A 17,486-nucleotide genomic window follows, 5' to 3' on the forward strand; every position below is an offset into this window, starting at 1 on the left:
GCCGGACGCCTAGTGGTTACCGCACAGGGTGCTGCTGTTGTAGGCGGCCACGAAGTCGTCGAAGCCGACGCTGTCCTGGGCTTCGATGACGGCCTGCTCGGCCAGCGACTTGTCGGCCATCTCGTCGAACAGCGCTTCCTCGGCCGGCATCAGGGGGCTGTCGCGGAAGCTCGCCGCATGCAGCGCGCTCTGGCGCAGGCCGAAGGCGGTGGCCGAACCGAGACTGCGGATCTCTTCCAGCACCCGCGCCGACGGGGTCAGTGCCGGGTTGATGAGCTTTGCCTTCTGCAGGTTGAGCGAGGACTCGTGCACCTTGCCGTCGTTGTGGCCGTCGTCGAGCAGCTGCGCCAGCGGACGGATGCGCTCGACCAGTTCCAGCGCCCAGTCCCTGAGCGGCACCTCGACGCTGTCGCGGGTCAGCGTCAAGGCCGGGTCGCGGCCTTCCTTCACGGTGCGGGCGAAGTTGCGCGCGTGGACCTGGCTCTCATGGGCGCTGATCAAGGGGCTTTCCTCGAATGCGCAGAACAGCAGGAAGGCGTCGAGGAAGCGGCCGGTCTCCAGGCTGATGCCGACCGGTTCGAACGGGTCGACGTCGAGGCAGCGCACCTCGATGTACTGCACGCCGCGGTTGCACAGGGCCTGTACCGGGCGCTCGCCGGTGCGGATCACGCGCTTCGGACGGATCGTCGAGTAGTACTCGTTCTCGATCTGCAGCACGTTGGTCGACAGCTGGATCCATTCGCCGTCGCGTTTGGTGCCGAGCGCCGCATACGGCTCGTAGGGCGTGTTTACCGCGGCCATCAGGGTCGTGACATAGCTCTCCAGGCTGTTCTCGTGCGGGCGCAGGCCGGCCTGGGCGTCGTTCTGGTAACCGAGGTCGCTCATGCGCAGGCTGGTCGCGTAGGGCAGGTAGAGCGTGTCGCTCGACAGCGTCTCGAGCTGGTGCGGGCGGCCGCGCAGGAAGCTGGTGCTCAAGGCCGGGGTGGCGCCGAACAGGTACATCAGCAGCCAGCTGTAGCGGCGGAAGTTGCGGATCAATGCGATGTAGCTCTCGGACTGGAAGTCGCGCAGCGCATGGCGGCGTTCTTCCACGATGCCTTCGTTGGCCGCCACCAGCTGCCACAGCTTTTCCGGCAGCGAGTAGTTGTAGTGGATGCCCGAGATGCACTGCATCGCCTTCCCGTAGCGCAGCGCCAGGCCGCGCCGGTAGACATGCTTGAGCATGCCGATATTCGACTTGCCGTACCAGGCGATCTCGATGTCTTCCTCAGGCGGCAGTTCGCCCGGCATCGACACGCTCCACAGCATCTCGTCCCGATCGGGGCTACTCAGTCGCGCATGGGCGTAGCGGTGGATGGCGTCGAGGTGGTTGAGCACCGTGGCGATGTCGTGTTCCGCGGGCGTGATGAATTCCAGCAGCGCTTCCGCATAGTCGGTGGTGATCTGCGAATGGGTCAGTGCCGAACCGAGCTGGACCGGATGCGGCGTGCGGGCCAGGTGGCCGTGCCGGTCCACGCGCAAGGTTTCGCGTTCGATGCCACGCAGGCCCTGGGCGAGCAGGGCGCGGTGCTCGTCGTCGTCGAGCAGGGCCAGGCGGCGCTGCAGTTGGTTCGACACGGATGGATTGGACACGCTGTTTCCTTTCTATACTGCCAATGCGGATTGGAGCAGAGAGTAACCGAAAAACGCGCGGCGTGTTGGCGGCTGCCTCATTCCCTCGAGGGGGCAGCGGCGGCTGGAGCGGGCGCCGCCCGGCCGGGCGCTTTCCCCGCTTCCTGTGCGGCCGCGATCCAGCGTTCGACCTGGCGTTCCAGCAGGTCCAGCGGCAGCGCGCCGCTCCCGAGCACCGCGTCATGGAAGCGCCGCAGGTCGAAGCGCCGGCCCAGGACGGCGCCGGCCCGTTCGCGCAGCGCGGCAATGCGCAGCTGGCCGATCTTGTAGCCGAGCGCCTGCGCCGGCTGGGCGATCATGCGGTCGACCTCCAGCTCGTTGTCTGCCGGCGGATTGGCGGTATGGACGTTCAGGTAATCGATCGCCTGGCGCCGCGACCAGCCCAGCGCATGGATGCCGGTGTCGACCACCAGCCGCGCGGCGCGCAGCATTTCTTCGTTCAGGCGGCCGAAGCGCGAGAACGGGTCGCCGAAGAAGCCCAGTTCCGGCCCGAGGCTCTCGGCATAGGTCGCCCAGCCCTCGCCGAAGGCCGGGTACCAGCCGTGGCGGCGGAAGGACGGCAGCTCGAGCCCCTGGGCGCGCGCCACCTGCAGGTGATGGCCCGGTAGGGCTTCGTGCAGGGCCACGCTGTCGACCTGCCAGATGGGCCGCGTACCCGGCTGGCCCACGTTCACCACCAGCGCTGCGCTGCGCGTGTCGCTGCCTGCCTCGTAATAGGCGAGCGGCTGGCCGGCGCCATCCCCGGCCAGGGGCTTGACCATGATGTCCGCTTCCGGGACCGTCGCTACCACCTTCGGCAGCCTGGCCCGCGCGCGCGCCACGGCCTTGCGGTAGCGCCCCAACAGGGCTTCCTGGTCGGGGAAGAACAGGCGCCGGTCGCTGCGCGCGAACACCAGGAAACCTTCCAGATCCCCGCGAAAGCCGGTACGCGGCGCCAGCGCAGCCATGGCGGCGCGCAGGCGGGCGACTTCCCTCAAGCCGATCGCATGCACCTGGGCAGGCGTCAGGCGCGTGGTGGTGGCCTCGCGCACCCGGAAGGCATACCAGTCCGCGCCGCGCGGCAGGCTGGATGCGCCGATGGTGTCGCGCGCCGCCGGCAGGTACTCGAGGCGCATGAACTCGTCCAGCCGGTGCAGGGCGTCGGCGGCCTGGGCCAGCGCCGTGATGCCGTCCACCAGCAGCGTTTCGCGCGCCTCCGGCTCGATCGTGGCGGGGATGCGCTGGAACGGCGCGTACAGCGGCCCGGCGGCAATCTCCTCGTGCAGCGCGTGCAGGGCCGCCGGGACCGGCGCCACCACCGCTTTCGGCATGGTCCAGCCCGCAGCCATGCCGGCGCGCATCTGCTCGACCAGGCCGTCCACGTGCGCGGGCAGTGCGGCCAGGCGCGCCAGGTAGTTGCGGTAGTCGGCTTCGCTGGTAAACGGCATCGCGGCGACCAGCCGCGGCAGGCGCAGGTGCAGGCCGTCGGCGCTGCTGATCGGCTGCGGATCGAAGGGGGCGAACGCGTGCGCTGCGAGCACGCGTTCGCGCAGGGCGACAAACAGTTCCCAGGAAAGCAGGTCGCCGGCCGCGAGCTCGGCGCGGTCGAGCTGGCGCGCCTCGACGAGGACCTGGCGCGCGTGCTCGGCGGCGGCGGCGCGCGCTGCCAGCGTGGTGTCGCTCAGGTAGGCGTCGTAGCGGTGCTCGCCGAGGCTGGTGGCGTATTCGGGCTGCTGGCGCAACTGCCACTGCCATTCGCGTTCAAACAGCCGGCGCGCACTCTCCTGCGCCGTGGCGGCGGCGCCGCAAACGACGGGGACGAGCAGCAAGAACGAGGCGAATAGCGTGCGCATGCCGGGCCCGCGAAGCGGGCTGGTGATTCGTGAGATGGTCATTTTAGCAAGACGCCCTGCGGGCGTGCGCCCGTCAGGACAGGCGGCCGCCGCTGACACGCTCGATGCCGGCCAGGTCGCGCCAGCTCTGCACCTCGAGGAAGCGCTGGGCCGCCAGCAGGGCGCGTACGGCATCGGCCTGGTCGTAGCCATGCTCGAGCAGCAGCCAGCCGCCCGGCTCCAGGTGGACCGGGGCGCCGGCGACGATGCTGCTCAGGGCCGACAGGCCGTCGGCATGGTCGGTCAGGGCGCCGATCGGCTCGAAGCGCAGGTCGCCCTGCGACAGGTGTTCGTCGCCAGCGGCGATGTAGGGCGGGTTCGATGCGACCAGGTGAAAGCGCTCTTCTCCCACGGCCGCGAACCAGTCGCTGCGGAGAAAACGCACCGCCACGCCATTGGCCGCGGCGTTGGCGCGCGCGATGGCGAGGGCGTCCTCGCTCAGGTCGAGCGCCGTCACGCCGGCGTCCCTGCGGCTGTGGGCGCAGGCCACGGCGATGGCGCCGCTGCCGGTGCCCATGTCGAGCAGGCGCCCTCCCGGCGGCAGGCGCGCCAGTGCCAGCTCGACAATCAGTTCGGTATCGGGGCGCGGAATCAGGACGCCCGGGCCGACCCGGAACGGCAAGCCGAAGAACTCGCGTTCGCCGACGATATACGCGATCGGTTCGCCGTCGAGGCGGCGCTGCACCAGCGCGTCGAGGCGGGCTGCTTCGTCGGCGCTGAGGGCGCGTTCGGACTGGGTGATCAGGCCGACCCGCGCCAGGCCGAGGACATGGCACAGCAGGATGCGGTTCTCCAGCGGATCGAGCGGCAGCCTTGCCTGGAGCTGCCCGATGGTGGCGCCGGCCTGCACCCTGGGCGTCATGCGCGTTGCTTGCGCAGCAGGACGAAGGCCAGCAGCACGGTCAGCACCACGAACCAGACCGCCGACCATTGCGGGATCGCGAGGCCCATCAGCGAATCGGTCGCGCCTTCGCACAGGCCGTCGGCGCGGAACAGCCAGGGCAGGTATTCGGCGGTCGGGATCTTGTTGAGGAAGGTCTCCATCGGGTCGATGCCGCAGGAAAAGCCGGGATTGGCGAGCACGTACAGGTGCTTGCCGACCGCATACAGGCCGCCCAGGGCCGCCAGCAGGGCCAGGATCGCGCCTTCGCGCACCTTGCCGCTGATGGCCGCCACCAGGGTCGCGATGCCGACCGCCAGGAACAGGTAGCGCTGGATCACGCACAGCGGGCAGGGCTGCATCTCGAGCTTGTGCTGCAGGTAGAGGGCGACGGCGATCAGGGCGAAGCAGATCGACGAGATGGCGAACAGGATCTGGCGGTTGGAGGGCAGCATCGGTGTGTTCTATCAGGGTTGTTCGGGACGGGCAATTCTCGCATGAAGCCCGGTCAGCTACTTAATCGTTGCTTAATAGGTAGGGTGGTCGGCTCTGCCGACCGCGCGTTCAAGCACCTCGTCAACAATGGCGTCGCGTCGATTCACGCCGGAGTCGAACGCGCGGTCGGCGAAGCCGACCACCCTACAAATCAGTCGCCCAGCGCCGCCAGCAGCTCCGCCTGGTGCTCGGCCGCCAGCCCATTGGTCAGTTCGGCCAGGTCGCCGTCCATGATGAAGTCCAGCTTGTACAGGGTCAGGTTGATGCGGTGGTCGGTCAGGCGGCCCTGCGGGAAGTTGTAGGTGCGGATCCGTTCGCTGCGGTCGCCCGAGCCGATCAGGCTCTTGCGGGTGGCCGCTTCCTTCGATTGCTGCTCGCGCAGCTGCACGTCCTTGATGCGCGCCGCCAGCACCTTCAGCGCCTGGGCCTTGTTCTTGTGCTGGCTGCGGTCGTCCTGGCATTCCACCACGATGCCGGTCGGCAGGTGAGTGATGCGCACCGCCGAATCGGTCTTGTTGATGTGCTGCCCGCCGGCGCCCGAGGCGCGGTAGGTGTCGATGCGCAGGTCGGCCGGATTGATGTTCACGTCCTCGACCTCGTCGGCTTCCGGCATCACGGCCACGGTGCAGGCCGAGGTGTGGATGCGGCCCTGGGTCTCGGTGGCGGGAACGCGCTGCACGCGGTGGCCGCCCGACTCGAACTTCAGCTTCGAATACACGCCGTTGCCGATGATGCGCACGATGACTTCGCGGTAGCCGCCGAGGTCGGAGGGCGATTCCGACACCACTTCCACCTGCCAGCGGTTGCGCTCGGCGAAGCGGGTGTACATGCGCAGCAGGTCGCCCGCGAACAGGGCCGACTCGTCGCCGCCGGTGCCGGCGCGGATCTCGAGGAAGATGTTGCGCTCGTCGTTGACGTCCTTCGGCAGCAGCATTTTCTGGAGCTCGAGGTCGAGCGCGGCCAGGCGGCCCTTTGCTTCTTCGATTTCTTCCTGGGCGAACTCCTTCATTTCCGGGTCCTGCGCCATGTCCTGCGCAGCCGCGATGTCGTCCTGGGCGGCGCCGTACTGGCGGTACAGGGCGACCAGCGGCGACAGCTCGGCGTGCTCGCGGGTCATCTTGCGGTAGCTGTCCATGTTGGCGGTGGCGCCTTCGGACATCAGGAGTTCGTCCAGTTCGACGAGTCGGTTGGCCAGTTGGTCCAGCTTGGCCAGCATGGATGGTTTCATAGGGTGCGAGGGTTGCTTGGAAGCCGCAATGCGGCCGGAAAGCGCTTCAGGCGAAGCGCACGGCAAAAGGTGGGAAGGCCGCTAACGGCGGCCGCGGAACAGCTGCGGCAGCAGGGCTGCCAGGCGCGCGCGCTCGTCGCCCTTGGCGTGGTGCAGCGCCTGCTGCGGGCCGTGCAGGAACTTGGCGGTCAGGCCTTTGGACAGCGCTTCCAGCACGGCTTCGGGATCCTCGCCGCGCGCCAGCAGCCTGCGGGCGCGTTCGAGTTCGGCCATGCGCAATGCCTCGCTCGACTCGTGCAGGTCGCGGATCACCGGCACCACGGCGCGGTCGCCGATCCAGTGCATGAAGGACTGCACGCGCGTCTCGATGATGGCTTCGGCCTGGGCCACCGCGGCCTGGCGGCTTTCCATGCCGGTCTGGACCACCTGGGCAAGGTCGTCCACGGTATACAGGAACACGTCGTCCAGGCGCGCGACCTCGGGTTCGATATCGCGCGGCACCGCCAGGTCGACCATGAAGATCGGACGGTGGCGGCGCGCCTTGACCGCGCGCTCGACCAGGCCGAGGCCGATCAGCGGCAGCGTCGAGGCGGTGCAGGAAATGACGATGTCAAACCCGTGCAGGCGATCGGGCAGATCGGCCAGGCGGATGGCGCTGCCGTTGTAGCGGCTCGCCAGCGCCTCGCCGCGGGCCAATGTGCGGTTGGCGATGGTGACCGATTTCGGGTTGTGCGCCGCGAAGTGGGCCGCGCACAGTTCGATCATTTCGCCGGCGCCGATGAACAGCACGTGCTGATCGGCGATGCGGTCGAAGATGCGCTGCGATAAACGCACTGCGGCGGCTGCCATCGACACGCTGTGGGCGCCGATCTCGGTGGTGCTGCGCACTTCCTTGGCCACGGCGAAGCTGCGCTGGAACAGCTGGTGCAGGTAGGTGCCCAGGCCGCCGGCTTCCTCGGCGGTGCGCACCGCGTCCTTCATCTGGCCCAGGATCTGCGGCTCGCCCAGCACCATCGAATCGAGCCCGGAGGCGACCCGGAAGGCGTGGCGCACCGCGCTGTCTTGCGGCAGCATGTACAGATGGGGGCGCAGCTCGGCGAAGTTGAGCGCGTGGTAGTGGGCCAGGAACTGGGCCGAGGCGTCGAGCGGGTTGGCGATGTCGCTGGCCGCGTACATCTCGGTGCGGTTGCAGGTCGACAGGATGGCGGCCTCGTTGCCACCAGCTTCATGAGAACCCTGGCGCGCGAACCAGCTGCGCGCCGCCTGCACCGCCTGGCCGAGCTGGTCGGGCGCGAGCGCCAGCTGCTCGCGCAGCGAGACCGGTGCGGTCGTGTGGTTCAGGCCAACGGCAAGCAGCTGCATGGTGGGACGAAGGGTCGACGGGTATGCACGCATTATACCCTGACGCGAGAAGGGTTTCAGCGGGCAGCCGGGGCCGGCCGCCCGTGCTAGCGCGATGTCAAGCGCCCAGCTTTTCGAGGCGGTACCCGTAGCTATAGACCGGCACCAGGCGGAAGCCGTTCTCCGGGCGCAGGCTGAGCTTGTTGCGCACGCGCGAGACATGGGTGTCCATCGTGCGGGAAGGCACGTCGGTGTCGCGTACCCAGACCGATTCGTGGATGTAGGCGCGCGACAGCGGGCGGCCGATGTTACGGAAGAACAGCAGCGCCAGCGAGAATTCCTTCTGGGTGACGTCGATGATCGAGCCGTCCTTGAGCAGGCGCCCCGGGCGGGTTTCGAAGGTGAAGGGCCCGAACTGCAGCTGCTCGGCGCTGTTCTGCGACGGGTAGGCGCGGCGCAGCAGGGCCGACACGCGCGCCACCAGCTCGCCGCGGCGCAGCGGTTTCACCAGGTAGTCGTCGGCGCCGGCGGTGACACCGGCAATGATGTCGTCCTCGGCATTGTTGCCGACCAGAAACAGGATCGGGGCCGTCGACGCCATTTTTTCCTTGGCGCGACGTAGGACTTCGCCGCCTTCCATGTCGGGCACATGCCAGTCCATGAGCAGCATGTCCGCGTTCTCCTTGCGCAACTGCGCAAGGCATTCCTTGGCACTGTCGTAGGCCTGGCAGCTGTGGCCGGCAGTGGTGAGCACCTGGCAAATGAGTTCTGCCTGGCTGCGGTCTTGCTCAAGAACGGCGATCTTCATAGGACGTCTACTTGTAGGGTTGCCTTTGTAGGAAGGGTCCTACAAGGGTTAAACCGAATATAGCAGACTTTCACAAAATAGCGCTACAGCAAAGTAAGTAATTTTTCGTTCCGGAAATTGAATCTGTTGTGTTAAGGCGATAAGCCAGAGAGCGTTACACTTGTGCTGACAGAGCCATGAGGAGGCAACATGTTGTTTCGACGCAAAAAAAAGGACGAGGTTTCGCCCGATCCGCCGGTGGAACCGGTGAGCGGCGCCGGAATCGAGCTGGCGCGCGAACGCTGCCGCGGGATGGTGCGCAAGCGGGCCCTGGTGTCGGCAGGCGTGGCGGCAGTGCCCCTGCCGGGAGTGGACGTGCTATCGGACTTGACCACCTTTACCATGCTGGTAGAGCAAGTCAACCAGGAATTCGGCCTGAGCCAGGGGCAGATCGAGCGCCTCAATCCGCGCCTGCGGGTGCTTGCCTACCAGGCCACGGCCTCGGTGGGCGGCATGCTGGTCGGGAAGCTGGTGACGAAACGACTGGTGCTGGCGCTGTTCCAGCGCGCCGGGATCCGGATCGCGGCCAGGACGGTCAGCAAGGTGGTGCCGGTGGCCGGCCAGATCGCCTCGGCGGCGATCGGCTTCGCCTTGTTCCGCAAGATGGGCTACCAGCACGTGGAAGCCTGCGCCAAGGTGGCGCGCGAGCTGCAGAAGATCAAACTGATCGATACCGGGGCGGCGCCGGCGCCGGTATAGCCGGCTTGTTGCAAGGACGTTAAACAAATGCCCGCTTTTGCGGGCATTTGTTTAACGGTATCGCCGGATCAGGTATCCGGCAACACCACGTTCACATCGAGCACTTCCAGGTTGCCCTGGCGGTCGAGCGAGATCTTGATGTCGTCGGCGCTGACCTTGGTGTACTTCGAAATCACCTCGATCAGCTCGCGGTGCAGGGCCGGCAGGAAGTCCGGACCGGTGCGGTTGGTACGCTCGCGGGCGATGATAATCTGCAGGCGTTCCTTGGCCGCTGTCGCGCTCTTCTCTTTTTTGGGAAAGAGGAAGTTCAGAAGTGGCATATCACTTGGCTCCAAAAATGCGCTGGAACAGGCCCGGCTTTTCGTAGGTGGTGAAACGCAGCGGACGGTCTTCGCCGAGGAAGCGGGCGATCACGTCTTCGTAGGCCTCGGCCACGTCGGTGCCTTTGAAATGGATCGCCGGGTTGCCCTGGTTCGAGGCGTGCAGCACCGATTCCGATTCCGGAATGATGCCGATCAGCGGAATGCGCAGGATTTCCTGGACGTCCTGGTAGGACAGCATTTCGTCGGCTTCCACGCGCTTCGGCGAGTAGCGGGTGATGAGCAGGTGTTCCTTGACCGGCTCCGAACCGCTCTGGGCGCGGCGCGACTTGGCCTGGATGATGCCGAGGATGCGGTCCGAGTCGCGCACCGAGGACACTTCCGGGTTGGTGACGATGATCGCCTCGTCGGCAAAGGTCAGGGCCATCAGCGCGCCGTGCTCGATGCCGGCCGGCGAATCGCAGATGATGAACTCGAAGCCCATTTGCACCAGGTCGTTCAGCACGCGCTCGACGCCGTCTTCGCTCAGCGCATCCTTGTCGCGCGTCTGCGACGCCGGCAGGATGAACAGGTTCTCGGTGTGCTTGTCCTTGATCAGCGCCTGGTTCAGGGTCGCCTCGCCATTGATCACATTGATCAGGTCGTAGACCACGCGGCGTTCGCAGCCCATGATCAGGTCGAGGTTGCGCAGGCCGACGTCGAAGTCGATAACCGCGGTCTTGTGGCCGCGCAGGGCCAGGCCGCTCGAAAAGCTCGCGCTTGAAGTGGTTTTTCCCACACCGCCCTTGCCGGACGTCACAACAATAATTCGTGCCACAAAAAGGTCCTTTACAGTTCTAGCAGGTATCTGCGGTCTAAAACGGATGGCTTACGGGCGCGACGGCGCCGGCGCCAGCGAGGAAATGGCAAGCCGGTCGCCGACCAGCTTGATTTGCGCCGGCTGCCGCGTCAGGTCATTCGGGAAACCGTCGTCGAAGGTGCGGTACACGCCCGCGATCGACACCAGTTCCGGCTGCATCGACAGGGCGAAGATGCGCGCCTCCGGATTGCCCGAGGCGCCTGCCAGGGCCCGGCCGTTCAGCGGCGCATACACATGGATGCTGCCATCGGCGATGATTTCCGCGCCATTGTTGACGACCGCAGTAATGATCAGGTCAGTGCCGCGCGCATAGATGCGCTGGCCGGCGCGCACCGGGGTGTCGATGATCATGGCCGACACCGGTGCAGGTCCAGGTGCAGCGGGCGCCACTGGCGCCGCAGTCGGCACGGGCGTCGGCACGGGGCGCGGTTCGGGCGCAGGTGCCGGCGCGGCCGGCGCCTCGTCCGCCGCGGGGGCGCGCACGCCGCTCGAACCGTCGTCCAGCGACAGGCCGTGGGCGCGGATCGCGTCCGCCAGCTCCGGGCCGGCGCCGCGCACGGCCACGGCATTGAGCCGGTATTTCTTCAGCAGCGCCACCAGGGCCGGCCAGTCGATCGCTGCCGCTTCATGGGCGATGGCGGCGACGTCGATCACCGCGAACTCGTCCTCGAAGAAGTCCGATACGCCGCCGGTCATCTGGTGCAGCGCCGCGTCGATCGTGGCCGGGTCGGCCGAATGCAGGATCGTCGAAATGGCGACAACCGTGGAGATCTTGATTTCGATGGGCAGAGAGCTTGGGGTTTTCAGCATAAACGGATTGGTTGGCGTTGCGCTCGTGCATTCTACTGTGAAATTTGACCGAAAGGGCTTTACGTACGCATGATTCCTAGTAGAAATGAGTGTTGCCGTGGCTGTTCAAAATAGACGCCGCAAGCCCATTGCACGGGTGCGATGGAGCGGTTGTATTCGGTGAATAAGCTGATAAGATTGATTTTGCTTAAACATCAGCACTGCACGCACCGTAACATGCATGGTCTTGTAATCATGCCGTCTCAACAATTCCCCGGGGAGCCGGGACTAGGGAGAGCACTATGGAAGACGTCGTCATCGTGGCCGCTGGCCGCACGCCAGTCGGCAAGTTCGGCGGCACACTGGCCAAGATCCCTGCCGCCGAGCTCGGCGCGCACGTGATCCGCCAACTGCTGGCCAGGACCGGCATCGATCCGGCCTCGGTCAGCGAGGTCATCATGGGCCAGGTCCTCACTGCCGGCGCCGGCCAGAACCCGGCGCGCCAGGCCGTCATCAAGGGCGGGCTGCCCGACATGGTGCCGGCCCAGACCATCAACATGGTCTGCGGCAGCGGCCTGAAGGCCACCCACCTGGCGGCACAGGCCATCCGCTGCGGCGACGCCGAGATCGTCATCGCCGGCGGCCAGGAAAACATGAGCGCCTCGCCGCACGTGCTGAACGGCTCGCGCGACGGCTTCCGCATGGGCGACGCCAAGCTGGTCGACACCATGATCGTCGACGGCCTGTGGGACGTCTATAACCAGTACCACATGGGCGTGACGGCCGAGAACGTCGCGCGCAAGTACGATGTCTCGCGCGCCGAGCAGGACGAATTCGCGCTGCAATCGCAACTGAAGGCCGAGGCTGCGCAAAAGGCGGGCAAGTTCAAGGACGAGATCATCCCGGTCGAGATTCCGTCGAAGAAGGGCCCGACCATCTTCGACACCGACGAATACCCGAAGCACGGCTCGACCCTCGAGGCGCTGTCCGGCCTGCGTCCGGCATTCAACAAGGAGGGCAGCGTCACCGCAGGCAATGCCTCGGGCATCAACGACGGCGCCGCGGCCGTGATCATGATGAGCGCTTCCAAAGCGAAGGAACTCGGCCTGACCCCGCTGGCGCGCATCAAGGCCTACGCGTCGGCTGGCCTGGACCCGTCGATCATGGGCATGGGCCCGGTCTCGGCCACCCAGCTGTGCCTGAAGAAGGCCGGATGGCGCCATGAAGACATCGACCTGATGGAAATCAACGAGGCATTCGCCGCCCAGGCCATCGCGGTCAACAAGGAAATGGGCTGGGATACCGCGAAGATCAACGTGAACGGCGGCGCGATCGCGCTGGGCCACCCCATCGGCGCCTCCGGCTGCCGTGTGCTGGTCACCCTGCTGCACGAAATGGTGCGCCGCGACGCCAAGCGCGGGCTGGCCAGCCTGTGCATCGGCGGCGGCATGGGCGTGGCGCTGGCGGTCGAGCGCGACTGACAAGCGTTGAGCAAGGACTTACCGCCCGGGCAGCGCGGCTGCGCGGGCGTATTGGTGAGTAGTGACTGACAAAATAAAACTGGAGAAGACAATGGCACGAGTAGCATTGGTGACGGGTGGCATGGGCGGTCTGGGCGAAGCGGTGTGCATCAAGCTGGCCGCCTTGGGTTACAAGGTCGTCACTACGTATTCGCCGGGCAACACGAAGGCGGAATCCTGGCTGAGCCAGATGAAAGAGCAGGGCTTCGACTTCAAGGCCTATCCCTGCGACGTGTCCGACTACGATTCGGCCCAGGCCTGCGTACGCCAGGTGCAGGAAGAAGTCGGTCCGATCGACGTGCTGGTGAACAATGCCGGCATCACGCGCGACATGACCTTCAAGAAGATGGACAAGCCGAACTGGGATGCGGTGATGAAGACCAACCTCGATTCCGTGTTCAACATGACCAAGCCGGTCTGCGACGGCATGGTCGAGCGCGGCTGGGGCCGGATCATCAATATCTCGTCGGTGAACGGCCAGAAGGGCGCCTTCGGCCAGACCAACTATTCGGCCGCCAAGGCCGGCATGCACGGCTTCACCAAGGCCCTGGCCTATGAAGTGGCGCGCAAGGGCGTGACCGTCAACACCATCTCGCCGGGCTACATCGGCACCAAGATGGTCATGGACATCCCGAGCGAAGTGCTGGAATCGAAGATCATCCCGCAGATACCGATGGGTCGCCTGGGCAAGCCGGAAGAAGTGGCCGGCCTGGTGGCTTACCTGTCGTCGGAAGAAGCGGCGTTCGTGACGGGCGCCAACATCGCCATCAATGGTGGACAGCACATGCAGTGATTGTTGGCAAGGCGCGCAGATAAGGCGCTTGAGTCGATAAAGCCGGCCTGGACGAGCGATCGCCCAGGCCGGTTTTTTCGTAGGTTGCAGTCGTCAAGCTGCTTCTTTGTCTTCGGGACTCGGCTTGGTGAAATCCTGGGCAACTTGGCCATTGTGCAGGAGAATGATGCGGCCTGCCATCTGAATCGTTTCGGGACGGTGCGCGACGATAATCCGGGTGAGCGGAATTTTCTGGATGGCTGCGTTAACGGCCTGTTCATTCCACACGTCTAAGTGGCTGGTCGCTTCGTCCAACACTAGGATTTTTGGATTCTTGTACAACGCGCGGGCCAACAGGATACGCTGTTGCTGTCCGCCCGACAGGCCGGTGCCGATATCGCCGACCAGAGTGTTGAAGGCCATTGGCATGGCAGCGATTTCAGGCGCGATTGCAGCGAGTTCGGCGCATGCGTGGACCCGTTGTATGTCGACCACCTGGTCAAAGAAACTGATGTTGTCCGAGATCGATCCGGCAAACAATGTATCGTCCTGCATCACCGTGCCCAGCAGATGGCGGTAGTTCGACAGGCCGAGCGTACCCAAGGGTACTCCGCCGATGCGGATTTCACCCCCGGTCGGCGTGAGCAGGCCCAACAGCAGCTTCATCAGCGTCGTCTTCCCACACCCTGAAGGCCCGGTAATCGCCACGCATTGACCGGCTGGGATGGTGAGGTTCAGTTCATGGATAACTTCAGGCTCACTGTCGGAATAACGAAAACTCAGGTTCTTGATCTCGATCGAAGGCATGATCTGGTTTACCTCGACTTCGGCCACGTCTTCATCCCGTTCTGCTTCAGCCAGCACAATGTCGGCCACGCGCTCGCCATGTAAGCGCATCATCCGAAGTTCAAACAGCTTGTCAATTAAGCTAGCCATGCGCTGGCTAAACTGATCCTTGTAGCTGATAAAGGCGAATACCATCCCGACCGAAAATTCATTGTTGAGCACGGCGAAAGCTGCAAGCCAAATCACGATCACGCGCTCCCCATTGAACAGAAGGGTATTAGCTGTCTGGTACGAGACGGCCAGCCTGGCGATACGCAACTGAGCGTTGAACTCGTCGGTGAGCGAATTCATCCAGGCTGAACGGCGCTCTTCGCTGCGCCCGAACAAGCGAATGCTTTGCATGCCGCGGACAGTTTCCATGAAGTGGCTCTGCTGTTTCGCGGCATGGATGATCTCCTCGGAGTTCGCATCATGCAGTGGGCGAAACATCGCCAAGCGCAGCAGTGCGTACAGCAGTACAGCAACGCAGGCCACTGCGGTTAGCTTGGTGCTATACAACACCATCATAATCAGGGTGCCCAGCACCATTACACCGTCAATGATTCCTTCGACAAACTGTGTCGTCAGGCTGGTTTGAATCTGCTGGATCGAGCCAAAACGTGACACGATGTCACCAGTATGACGCTTCTCAAAGTAGGGAAATGGTAGCTTCATTAGATGGGCGAACGCATTGCCCAGCCATTGCAGGTTAAGGTTTGTGGCTAGCACGGTAGTAACCCAAGAGCGTACCGCGCTTATTGCGGTCTGGAGCAGTACTAACAGGAGGAAGCCGCAGCCAAGCACCGTGATAAGGTCGCGATCCGATGCCAGCAGCGCTTCGTCCACAATCCACTGCATGTAGAAGGGCGCGATCAGGGCACAGACCTGAAGAGACAGACCGAGCGCCAGCACTTGGAGCAGGCTGCGACGCAGACCCACTACATGTCCCATTAATGAGAATAAGGAAAACTGCTGACGTTCTTCCTTGGCCTCGAACTTCGCACTCGGTGTCAGCTCGAGCGCGATACCAGTAAAGTGCTTGGCGAACTCATCGATTGGCATGCGCCGTTCGCCGACGGCCGGATCATGCACGACAACATGCTTTGCCGAGGCTGACTTGAGTACGACAAAGTGGTTCAGGTCCCAGTGTAGGACGCAGGGCAGCTTCAATTCAGGCAAGTGCTGCAGATCCAGTTTAAGAGGGCGGGTCTGCAGGGAAAGGCCGTTTGCCATTGCCATCATGCCCTTCAGGTTTACACCCTTCAGCGACACCGAAAAACGGCGACGCATGCTCGGGACATCAGTTCGATGGCCCCAATAGCTGGCGATCATTGCCAGACATGCCAAGCCACATTCAGCGCCTTCGGTCTGAAGCAAAACGGGCAGTCGGCGACTGTTCCAAAAAGCTAGCTGGGAAAGAACAGAAAATTGCATGTTTGATGCGATTAGGATCGCCAGCAGAATGGCGTGAATCGGTAGTACCCGTTTACAAACGCCCTGAAATACTGAAAAGCGGTTCTAGTACCCATTCGTAGAGCTTTCGACGTTCGAGCATGACGCTGGCGTCCACCAGCATACCGGAGCGCAGTGGCATCGCGGTGCCATACGCCCGGACTGCCTGATGATCGAGCTGGAGACGGACACGGTAAACCGGCTCTGACTGAGAAGCCCCAGGCATCGCTGCAGCCGATGTGGGCAATTCCTCGGGACGTACCGAAGTGGTAGCAACCTCGCGAACGCGGGCGTGATGCTGACCGAATTTTTGGTATGGAAAAGCTTGGTAACGTACCAGAGCCGTCATGCCCGGCTTGATGAAGCCTATCGCCCGAGATGGTATATACATTTCCGCTTCCAGCTTGTTTCCTTCAGGCAGGATCGATGCCAGGGAATTGTTGGTGCCAATAGTCTGGCCGAGATTGAAAGCAATCGCTGTAACCGTACCACTCTGACGCGCTCGTACCGGGATTTCCCGCCGTGCTTCGTTTTCAGTGAGGTCCTGTTCGAGCATCGAAGCATTGCGGCGTAATGCATTTTCGTCGCGCAGCACCTGCATCGCGATGTCTTGTACCTCTGCTTCCGTACTGAGTAAGTCGCGCTGGGTCATGGAACGAACACGTTCGATCTCAAGCAGACGCTGATGTTGATCAAGTAGTTCGGCTTCGCGCTCCTGCATTTGCGCAGGCGAGATGTAATTAGTGGATTTCAATTGCGCGAAGCGCGTCACAGTCTGCTCAGACAGGGATATACGTTGCTTTTGCATCAGGACCTGGTTATCGAACCGTTCAAGCTCGCTCCGCAAATCTTGTGCCCGCCGCTGTAGGGCCGCACGACGCTGCCCAGCCTGCGACTTGGCCAGTTGCAATTCCGTATGGAAGCTATCGCGGCGCTGCGCTAGCAGTTCGGAAATCAAAGCTTCAATGGAACGCGGACTGGAAGTACTGCGCTCGCTTGACACAATAAACAAGATCTCTCCTTGGCGCACGAACTGGCCTTCCTGAATGCGCACCTCTTTAATAACGCCGGGTTGACTGGAATAAACCCGAATTACCCCAGAAATGGGTACGAGCATGCCTTGGATCGGTGTCTTTCGGGTAGTTTCAAAGAAAGCAAAAAATGCAACAAGCAAGAGTATCAATGTGCCAAATACGCAGCTGAGAATTACATGGGTAACAGGACGGGTCAAGATAATGGTGCCGTACTGAGAAATCGTCACATGATCGATAACCTGTTTGCGGAACAATGACTTTGGAGCAGGACCCAAAGAATGTTTTGGCTGTGTAATTCCCATATACACTTCCAAGTTAATATCTTAATTAAAGGAAATTCATCCTAAAGCTAGCTCCCGAAAGTTCTAGCGGCAAGCTTATTGTACGAAGGAAAGACGAGAGGAAGTGTCTCGGTATCAACAGAGACTATAGACGTATATCAACGTTAAGTACGAATGTAGAGTGACCACCTAAGGTTCAAATTTTTTGTGAAATCTACACTATCCACGAGCGGTTTTGCACTAGAGCAATAAATCATTCTTTTGGTAAATTTTTGCTTGACTATAAGATTTGCGATTTGCAATACTGTTTCTGCCGCGAGAGGAACTTCTTGGATATGCTTTTGTAATAGCGGCATCCTATTACTGATAAAGGAAATAATCATGCAAGAAATGAATATGTTTGAAATTGACGAAGTTAGTGGTGGTCTTGTTATGATCCCCCTTTGGGTCTTTTATGCTACAGGCGGGACAGCGGCAGTAGCAGCAGGTTGGACAGTTGGTCGTGCGTTTTTCTGTGATAAATAATTCAGCTATATCGTGGTAAGCAGCGGTTTAATACGGAGAGAGAAATGCAAAAAAAAATTCCACTTAAAATAACAGTC

Annotated in this window: 16 protein-coding genes; 4 read left to right on the forward strand and 12 right to left on the reverse strand. The window is 62.9% G+C overall.

All coding sequences use genetic code 11. The annotated features are described in order from the left end of the window. Window positions 1-9 precede the first annotated feature (9 nt). From gshA to AC56KL_RS07090, 7 genes are all read right to left on the reverse strand, one after another. The gene (gene gshA / locus AC56KL_RS07060) at window positions 10-1,617 is read right to left on the reverse strand and encodes a glutamate--cysteine ligase (protein ID WP_497179799.1); all 1,608 of its coding nucleotides are present in this window, start codon (window positions 1,615-1,617) and stop codon (window positions 10-12) included. Between the two features lie 92 nt (window positions 1,618-1,709). Beyond that, window positions 1,710-3,503, reverse strand: a complete 1,794-nt coding sequence (locus tag AC56KL_RS07065) for a DUF885 domain-containing protein (protein WP_497179456.1) — start codon at window positions 3,501-3,503, stop codon at window positions 1,710-1,712. Between the two features lie 73 nt (window positions 3,504-3,576). Further along, window positions 3,577-4,404 carry a peptide chain release factor N(5)-glutamine methyltransferase gene (prmC, locus tag AC56KL_RS07070; RefSeq protein WP_497179457.1) on the reverse strand — a complete coding sequence of 276 codons (828 nt, stop codon included), beginning with the start codon at window positions 4,402-4,404 and terminating at the stop codon, window positions 3,577-3,579. After that, the gene (locus tag AC56KL_RS07075; RefSeq protein ID WP_497179800.1) at window positions 4,401-4,874 is read right to left on the reverse strand and encodes a disulfide bond formation protein B; all 474 of its coding nucleotides are present in this window, start codon (window positions 4,872-4,874) and stop codon (window positions 4,401-4,403) included. The genes prmC and AC56KL_RS07075 overlap by 4 nt, the downstream gene beginning before the upstream one ends. Window positions 4,875-5,068: 194 nt before the next feature. After that, window positions 5,069-6,145, reverse strand: coding sequence for a peptide chain release factor 1 (gene prfA, locus AC56KL_RS07080; RefSeq protein WP_497179458.1), 1,077 nt, complete (start codon window positions 6,143-6,145; stop codon window positions 5,069-5,071). 81 nt (window positions 6,146-6,226) lie between these two features. Next, on the reverse strand, window positions 6,227-7,507 hold the full coding sequence (hemA, locus tag AC56KL_RS07085) for a glutamyl-tRNA reductase (protein WP_497179459.1): 1,281 nt from the start codon (window positions 7,505-7,507) through the stop codon (window positions 6,227-6,229). Window positions 7,508-7,604: 97 nt separating this feature from the next. Then, window positions 7,605-8,294 (reverse strand): response regulator transcription factor, encoded by a 690-nt coding sequence (locus tag AC56KL_RS07090; protein WP_497179460.1) that lies wholly within the window; start codon window positions 8,292-8,294, stop codon window positions 7,605-7,607. A gap of 189 nt (window positions 8,295-8,483) precedes the next feature. Between AC56KL_RS07090 and AC56KL_RS07095 the strand changes: the two genes are divergently transcribed. Continuing rightward, window positions 8,484-9,032: a hypothetical protein gene (locus tag AC56KL_RS07095; protein WP_497179461.1), complete on the forward strand. Its 549-nt coding sequence runs from the start codon at window positions 8,484-8,486 to the stop codon at window positions 9,030-9,032. A 68-nt stretch (window positions 9,033-9,100) separates the two neighbouring features. Here the strand turns inward: AC56KL_RS07095 and minE are convergent, their stop codons facing one another. Genes minE through minC form a run of 3 tightly spaced genes read right to left on the reverse strand, consistent with a single transcriptional unit; the run spans window position 9,101 to window position 11,021 of the window. After that, window positions 9,101-9,352: a cell division topological specificity factor MinE gene (gene minE, locus AC56KL_RS07100; RefSeq protein WP_497179462.1), complete on the reverse strand. Its 252-nt coding sequence runs from the start codon at window positions 9,350-9,352 to the stop codon at window positions 9,101-9,103. Between the two features lies 1 nt (window position 9,353). Continuing rightward, on the reverse strand, window positions 9,354-10,169 hold the full coding sequence (gene minD, locus AC56KL_RS07105; protein WP_497179463.1) for a septum site-determining protein MinD: 816 nt from the start codon (window positions 10,167-10,169) through the stop codon (window positions 9,354-9,356). Between the two features lie 51 nt (window positions 10,170-10,220). Then, window positions 10,221-11,021: a septum site-determining protein MinC gene (gene minC, locus AC56KL_RS07110; RefSeq protein WP_497179464.1), complete on the reverse strand. Its 801-nt coding sequence runs from the start codon at window positions 11,019-11,021 to the stop codon at window positions 10,221-10,223. A gap of 281 nt (window positions 11,022-11,302) precedes the next feature. On the opposite strand from minC, the gene AC56KL_RS07115 reads away from it, so the two are divergent. Beyond that, entirely contained in the window at window positions 11,303-12,481 is a 1,179-nt protein-coding gene (locus tag AC56KL_RS07115; RefSeq protein ID WP_497179465.1) for an acetyl-CoA C-acetyltransferase, read from the forward strand. A 91-nt stretch (window positions 12,482-12,572) separates the two neighbouring features. Then, window positions 12,573-13,313 (forward strand): beta-ketoacyl-ACP reductase, encoded by a 741-nt coding sequence (locus tag AC56KL_RS07120; protein ID WP_497179466.1) that lies wholly within the window; start codon window positions 12,573-12,575, stop codon window positions 13,311-13,313. A 93-nt stretch (window positions 13,314-13,406) separates the two neighbouring features. Here the strand turns inward: AC56KL_RS07120 and AC56KL_RS07125 are convergent, their stop codons facing one another. Both AC56KL_RS07125 and AC56KL_RS07130 read right to left on the reverse strand, forming a co-directional pair. Further along, entirely contained in the window at window positions 13,407-15,551 is a 2,145-nt protein-coding gene (locus AC56KL_RS07125; RefSeq protein ID WP_497179467.1) for a peptidase domain-containing ABC transporter, read from the reverse strand. Window positions 15,552-15,603: 52 nt separating this feature from the next. Beyond that, a complete protein-coding gene (locus tag AC56KL_RS07130) occupies window positions 15,604-16,905 on the reverse strand; it encodes an HlyD family secretion protein (protein WP_497179468.1) in 1,302 nt (433 codons plus the stop codon). Window positions 16,906-17,265: 360 nt separating this feature from the next. Between AC56KL_RS07130 and AC56KL_RS07135 the strand changes: the two genes are divergently transcribed. Next, window positions 17,266-17,409: a hypothetical protein gene (locus AC56KL_RS07135; RefSeq protein ID WP_497179469.1), complete on the forward strand. Its 144-nt coding sequence runs from the start codon at window positions 17,266-17,268 to the stop codon at window positions 17,407-17,409. The last annotated feature ends 77 nt before the right edge of the window (window positions 17,410-17,486 follow it).

This window comes from Telluria sp. ZB4P34, assembly GCF_059686055.1.

Bases quoted from the DNA above. Each gene is read 5' to 3' on its own strand.
- AC56KL_RS07065 (WP_497179456.1), bottom strand. From the start codon at position 3,503: ATGCGCACGCTATTCGCCTCGTTCTTGCTGCTCGTCCCCGTCGTTTGC.
- prmC (WP_497179457.1), bottom strand. From the start codon at position 4,404: ATGACGCCCAGGGTGCAGGCCGGCGCCACCATCGGGCAGCTCCAGGCA.
- prfA (WP_497179458.1), bottom strand. From the start codon at position 6,145: ATGAAACCATCCATGCTGGCCAAGCTGGACCAACTGGCCAACCGACTC.
- hemA (WP_497179459.1), bottom strand. From the start codon at position 7,507: ATGCAGCTGCTTGCCGTTGGCCTGAACCACACGACCGCACCGGTCTCG.
- AC56KL_RS07090 (WP_497179460.1), bottom strand. From the start codon at position 8,294: ATGAAGATCGCCGTTCTTGAGCAAGACCGCAGCCAGGCAGAACTCATT.
- AC56KL_RS07095 (WP_497179461.1), top strand. From the start codon at position 8,484: ATGTTGTTTCGACGCAAAAAAAAGGACGAGGTTTCGCCCGATCCGCCG.
- minE (WP_497179462.1), bottom strand. From the start codon at position 9,352: ATGCCACTTCTGAACTTCCTCTTTCCCAAAAAAGAGAAGAGCGCGACA.
- minC (WP_497179464.1), bottom strand. From the start codon at position 11,021: ATGCTGAAAACCCCAAGCTCTCTGCCCATCGAAATCAAGATCTCCACG.
- AC56KL_RS07115 (WP_497179465.1), top strand. From the start codon at position 11,303: ATGGAAGACGTCGTCATCGTGGCCGCTGGCCGCACGCCAGTCGGCAAG.
- AC56KL_RS07120 (WP_497179466.1), top strand. From the start codon at position 12,573: ATGGCACGAGTAGCATTGGTGACGGGTGGCATGGGCGGTCTGGGCGAA.
- AC56KL_RS07125 (WP_497179467.1), bottom strand. From the start codon at position 15,551: ATGCAATTTTCTGTTCTTTCCCAGCTAGCTTTTTGGAACAGTCGCCGA.
- AC56KL_RS07130 (WP_497179468.1), bottom strand. From the start codon at position 16,905: ATGGGAATTACACAGCCAAAACATTCTTTGGGTCCTGCTCCAAAGTCA.
- AC56KL_RS07135 (WP_497179469.1), top strand. From the start codon at position 17,266: ATGCAAGAAATGAATATGTTTGAAATTGACGAAGTTAGTGGTGGTCTT.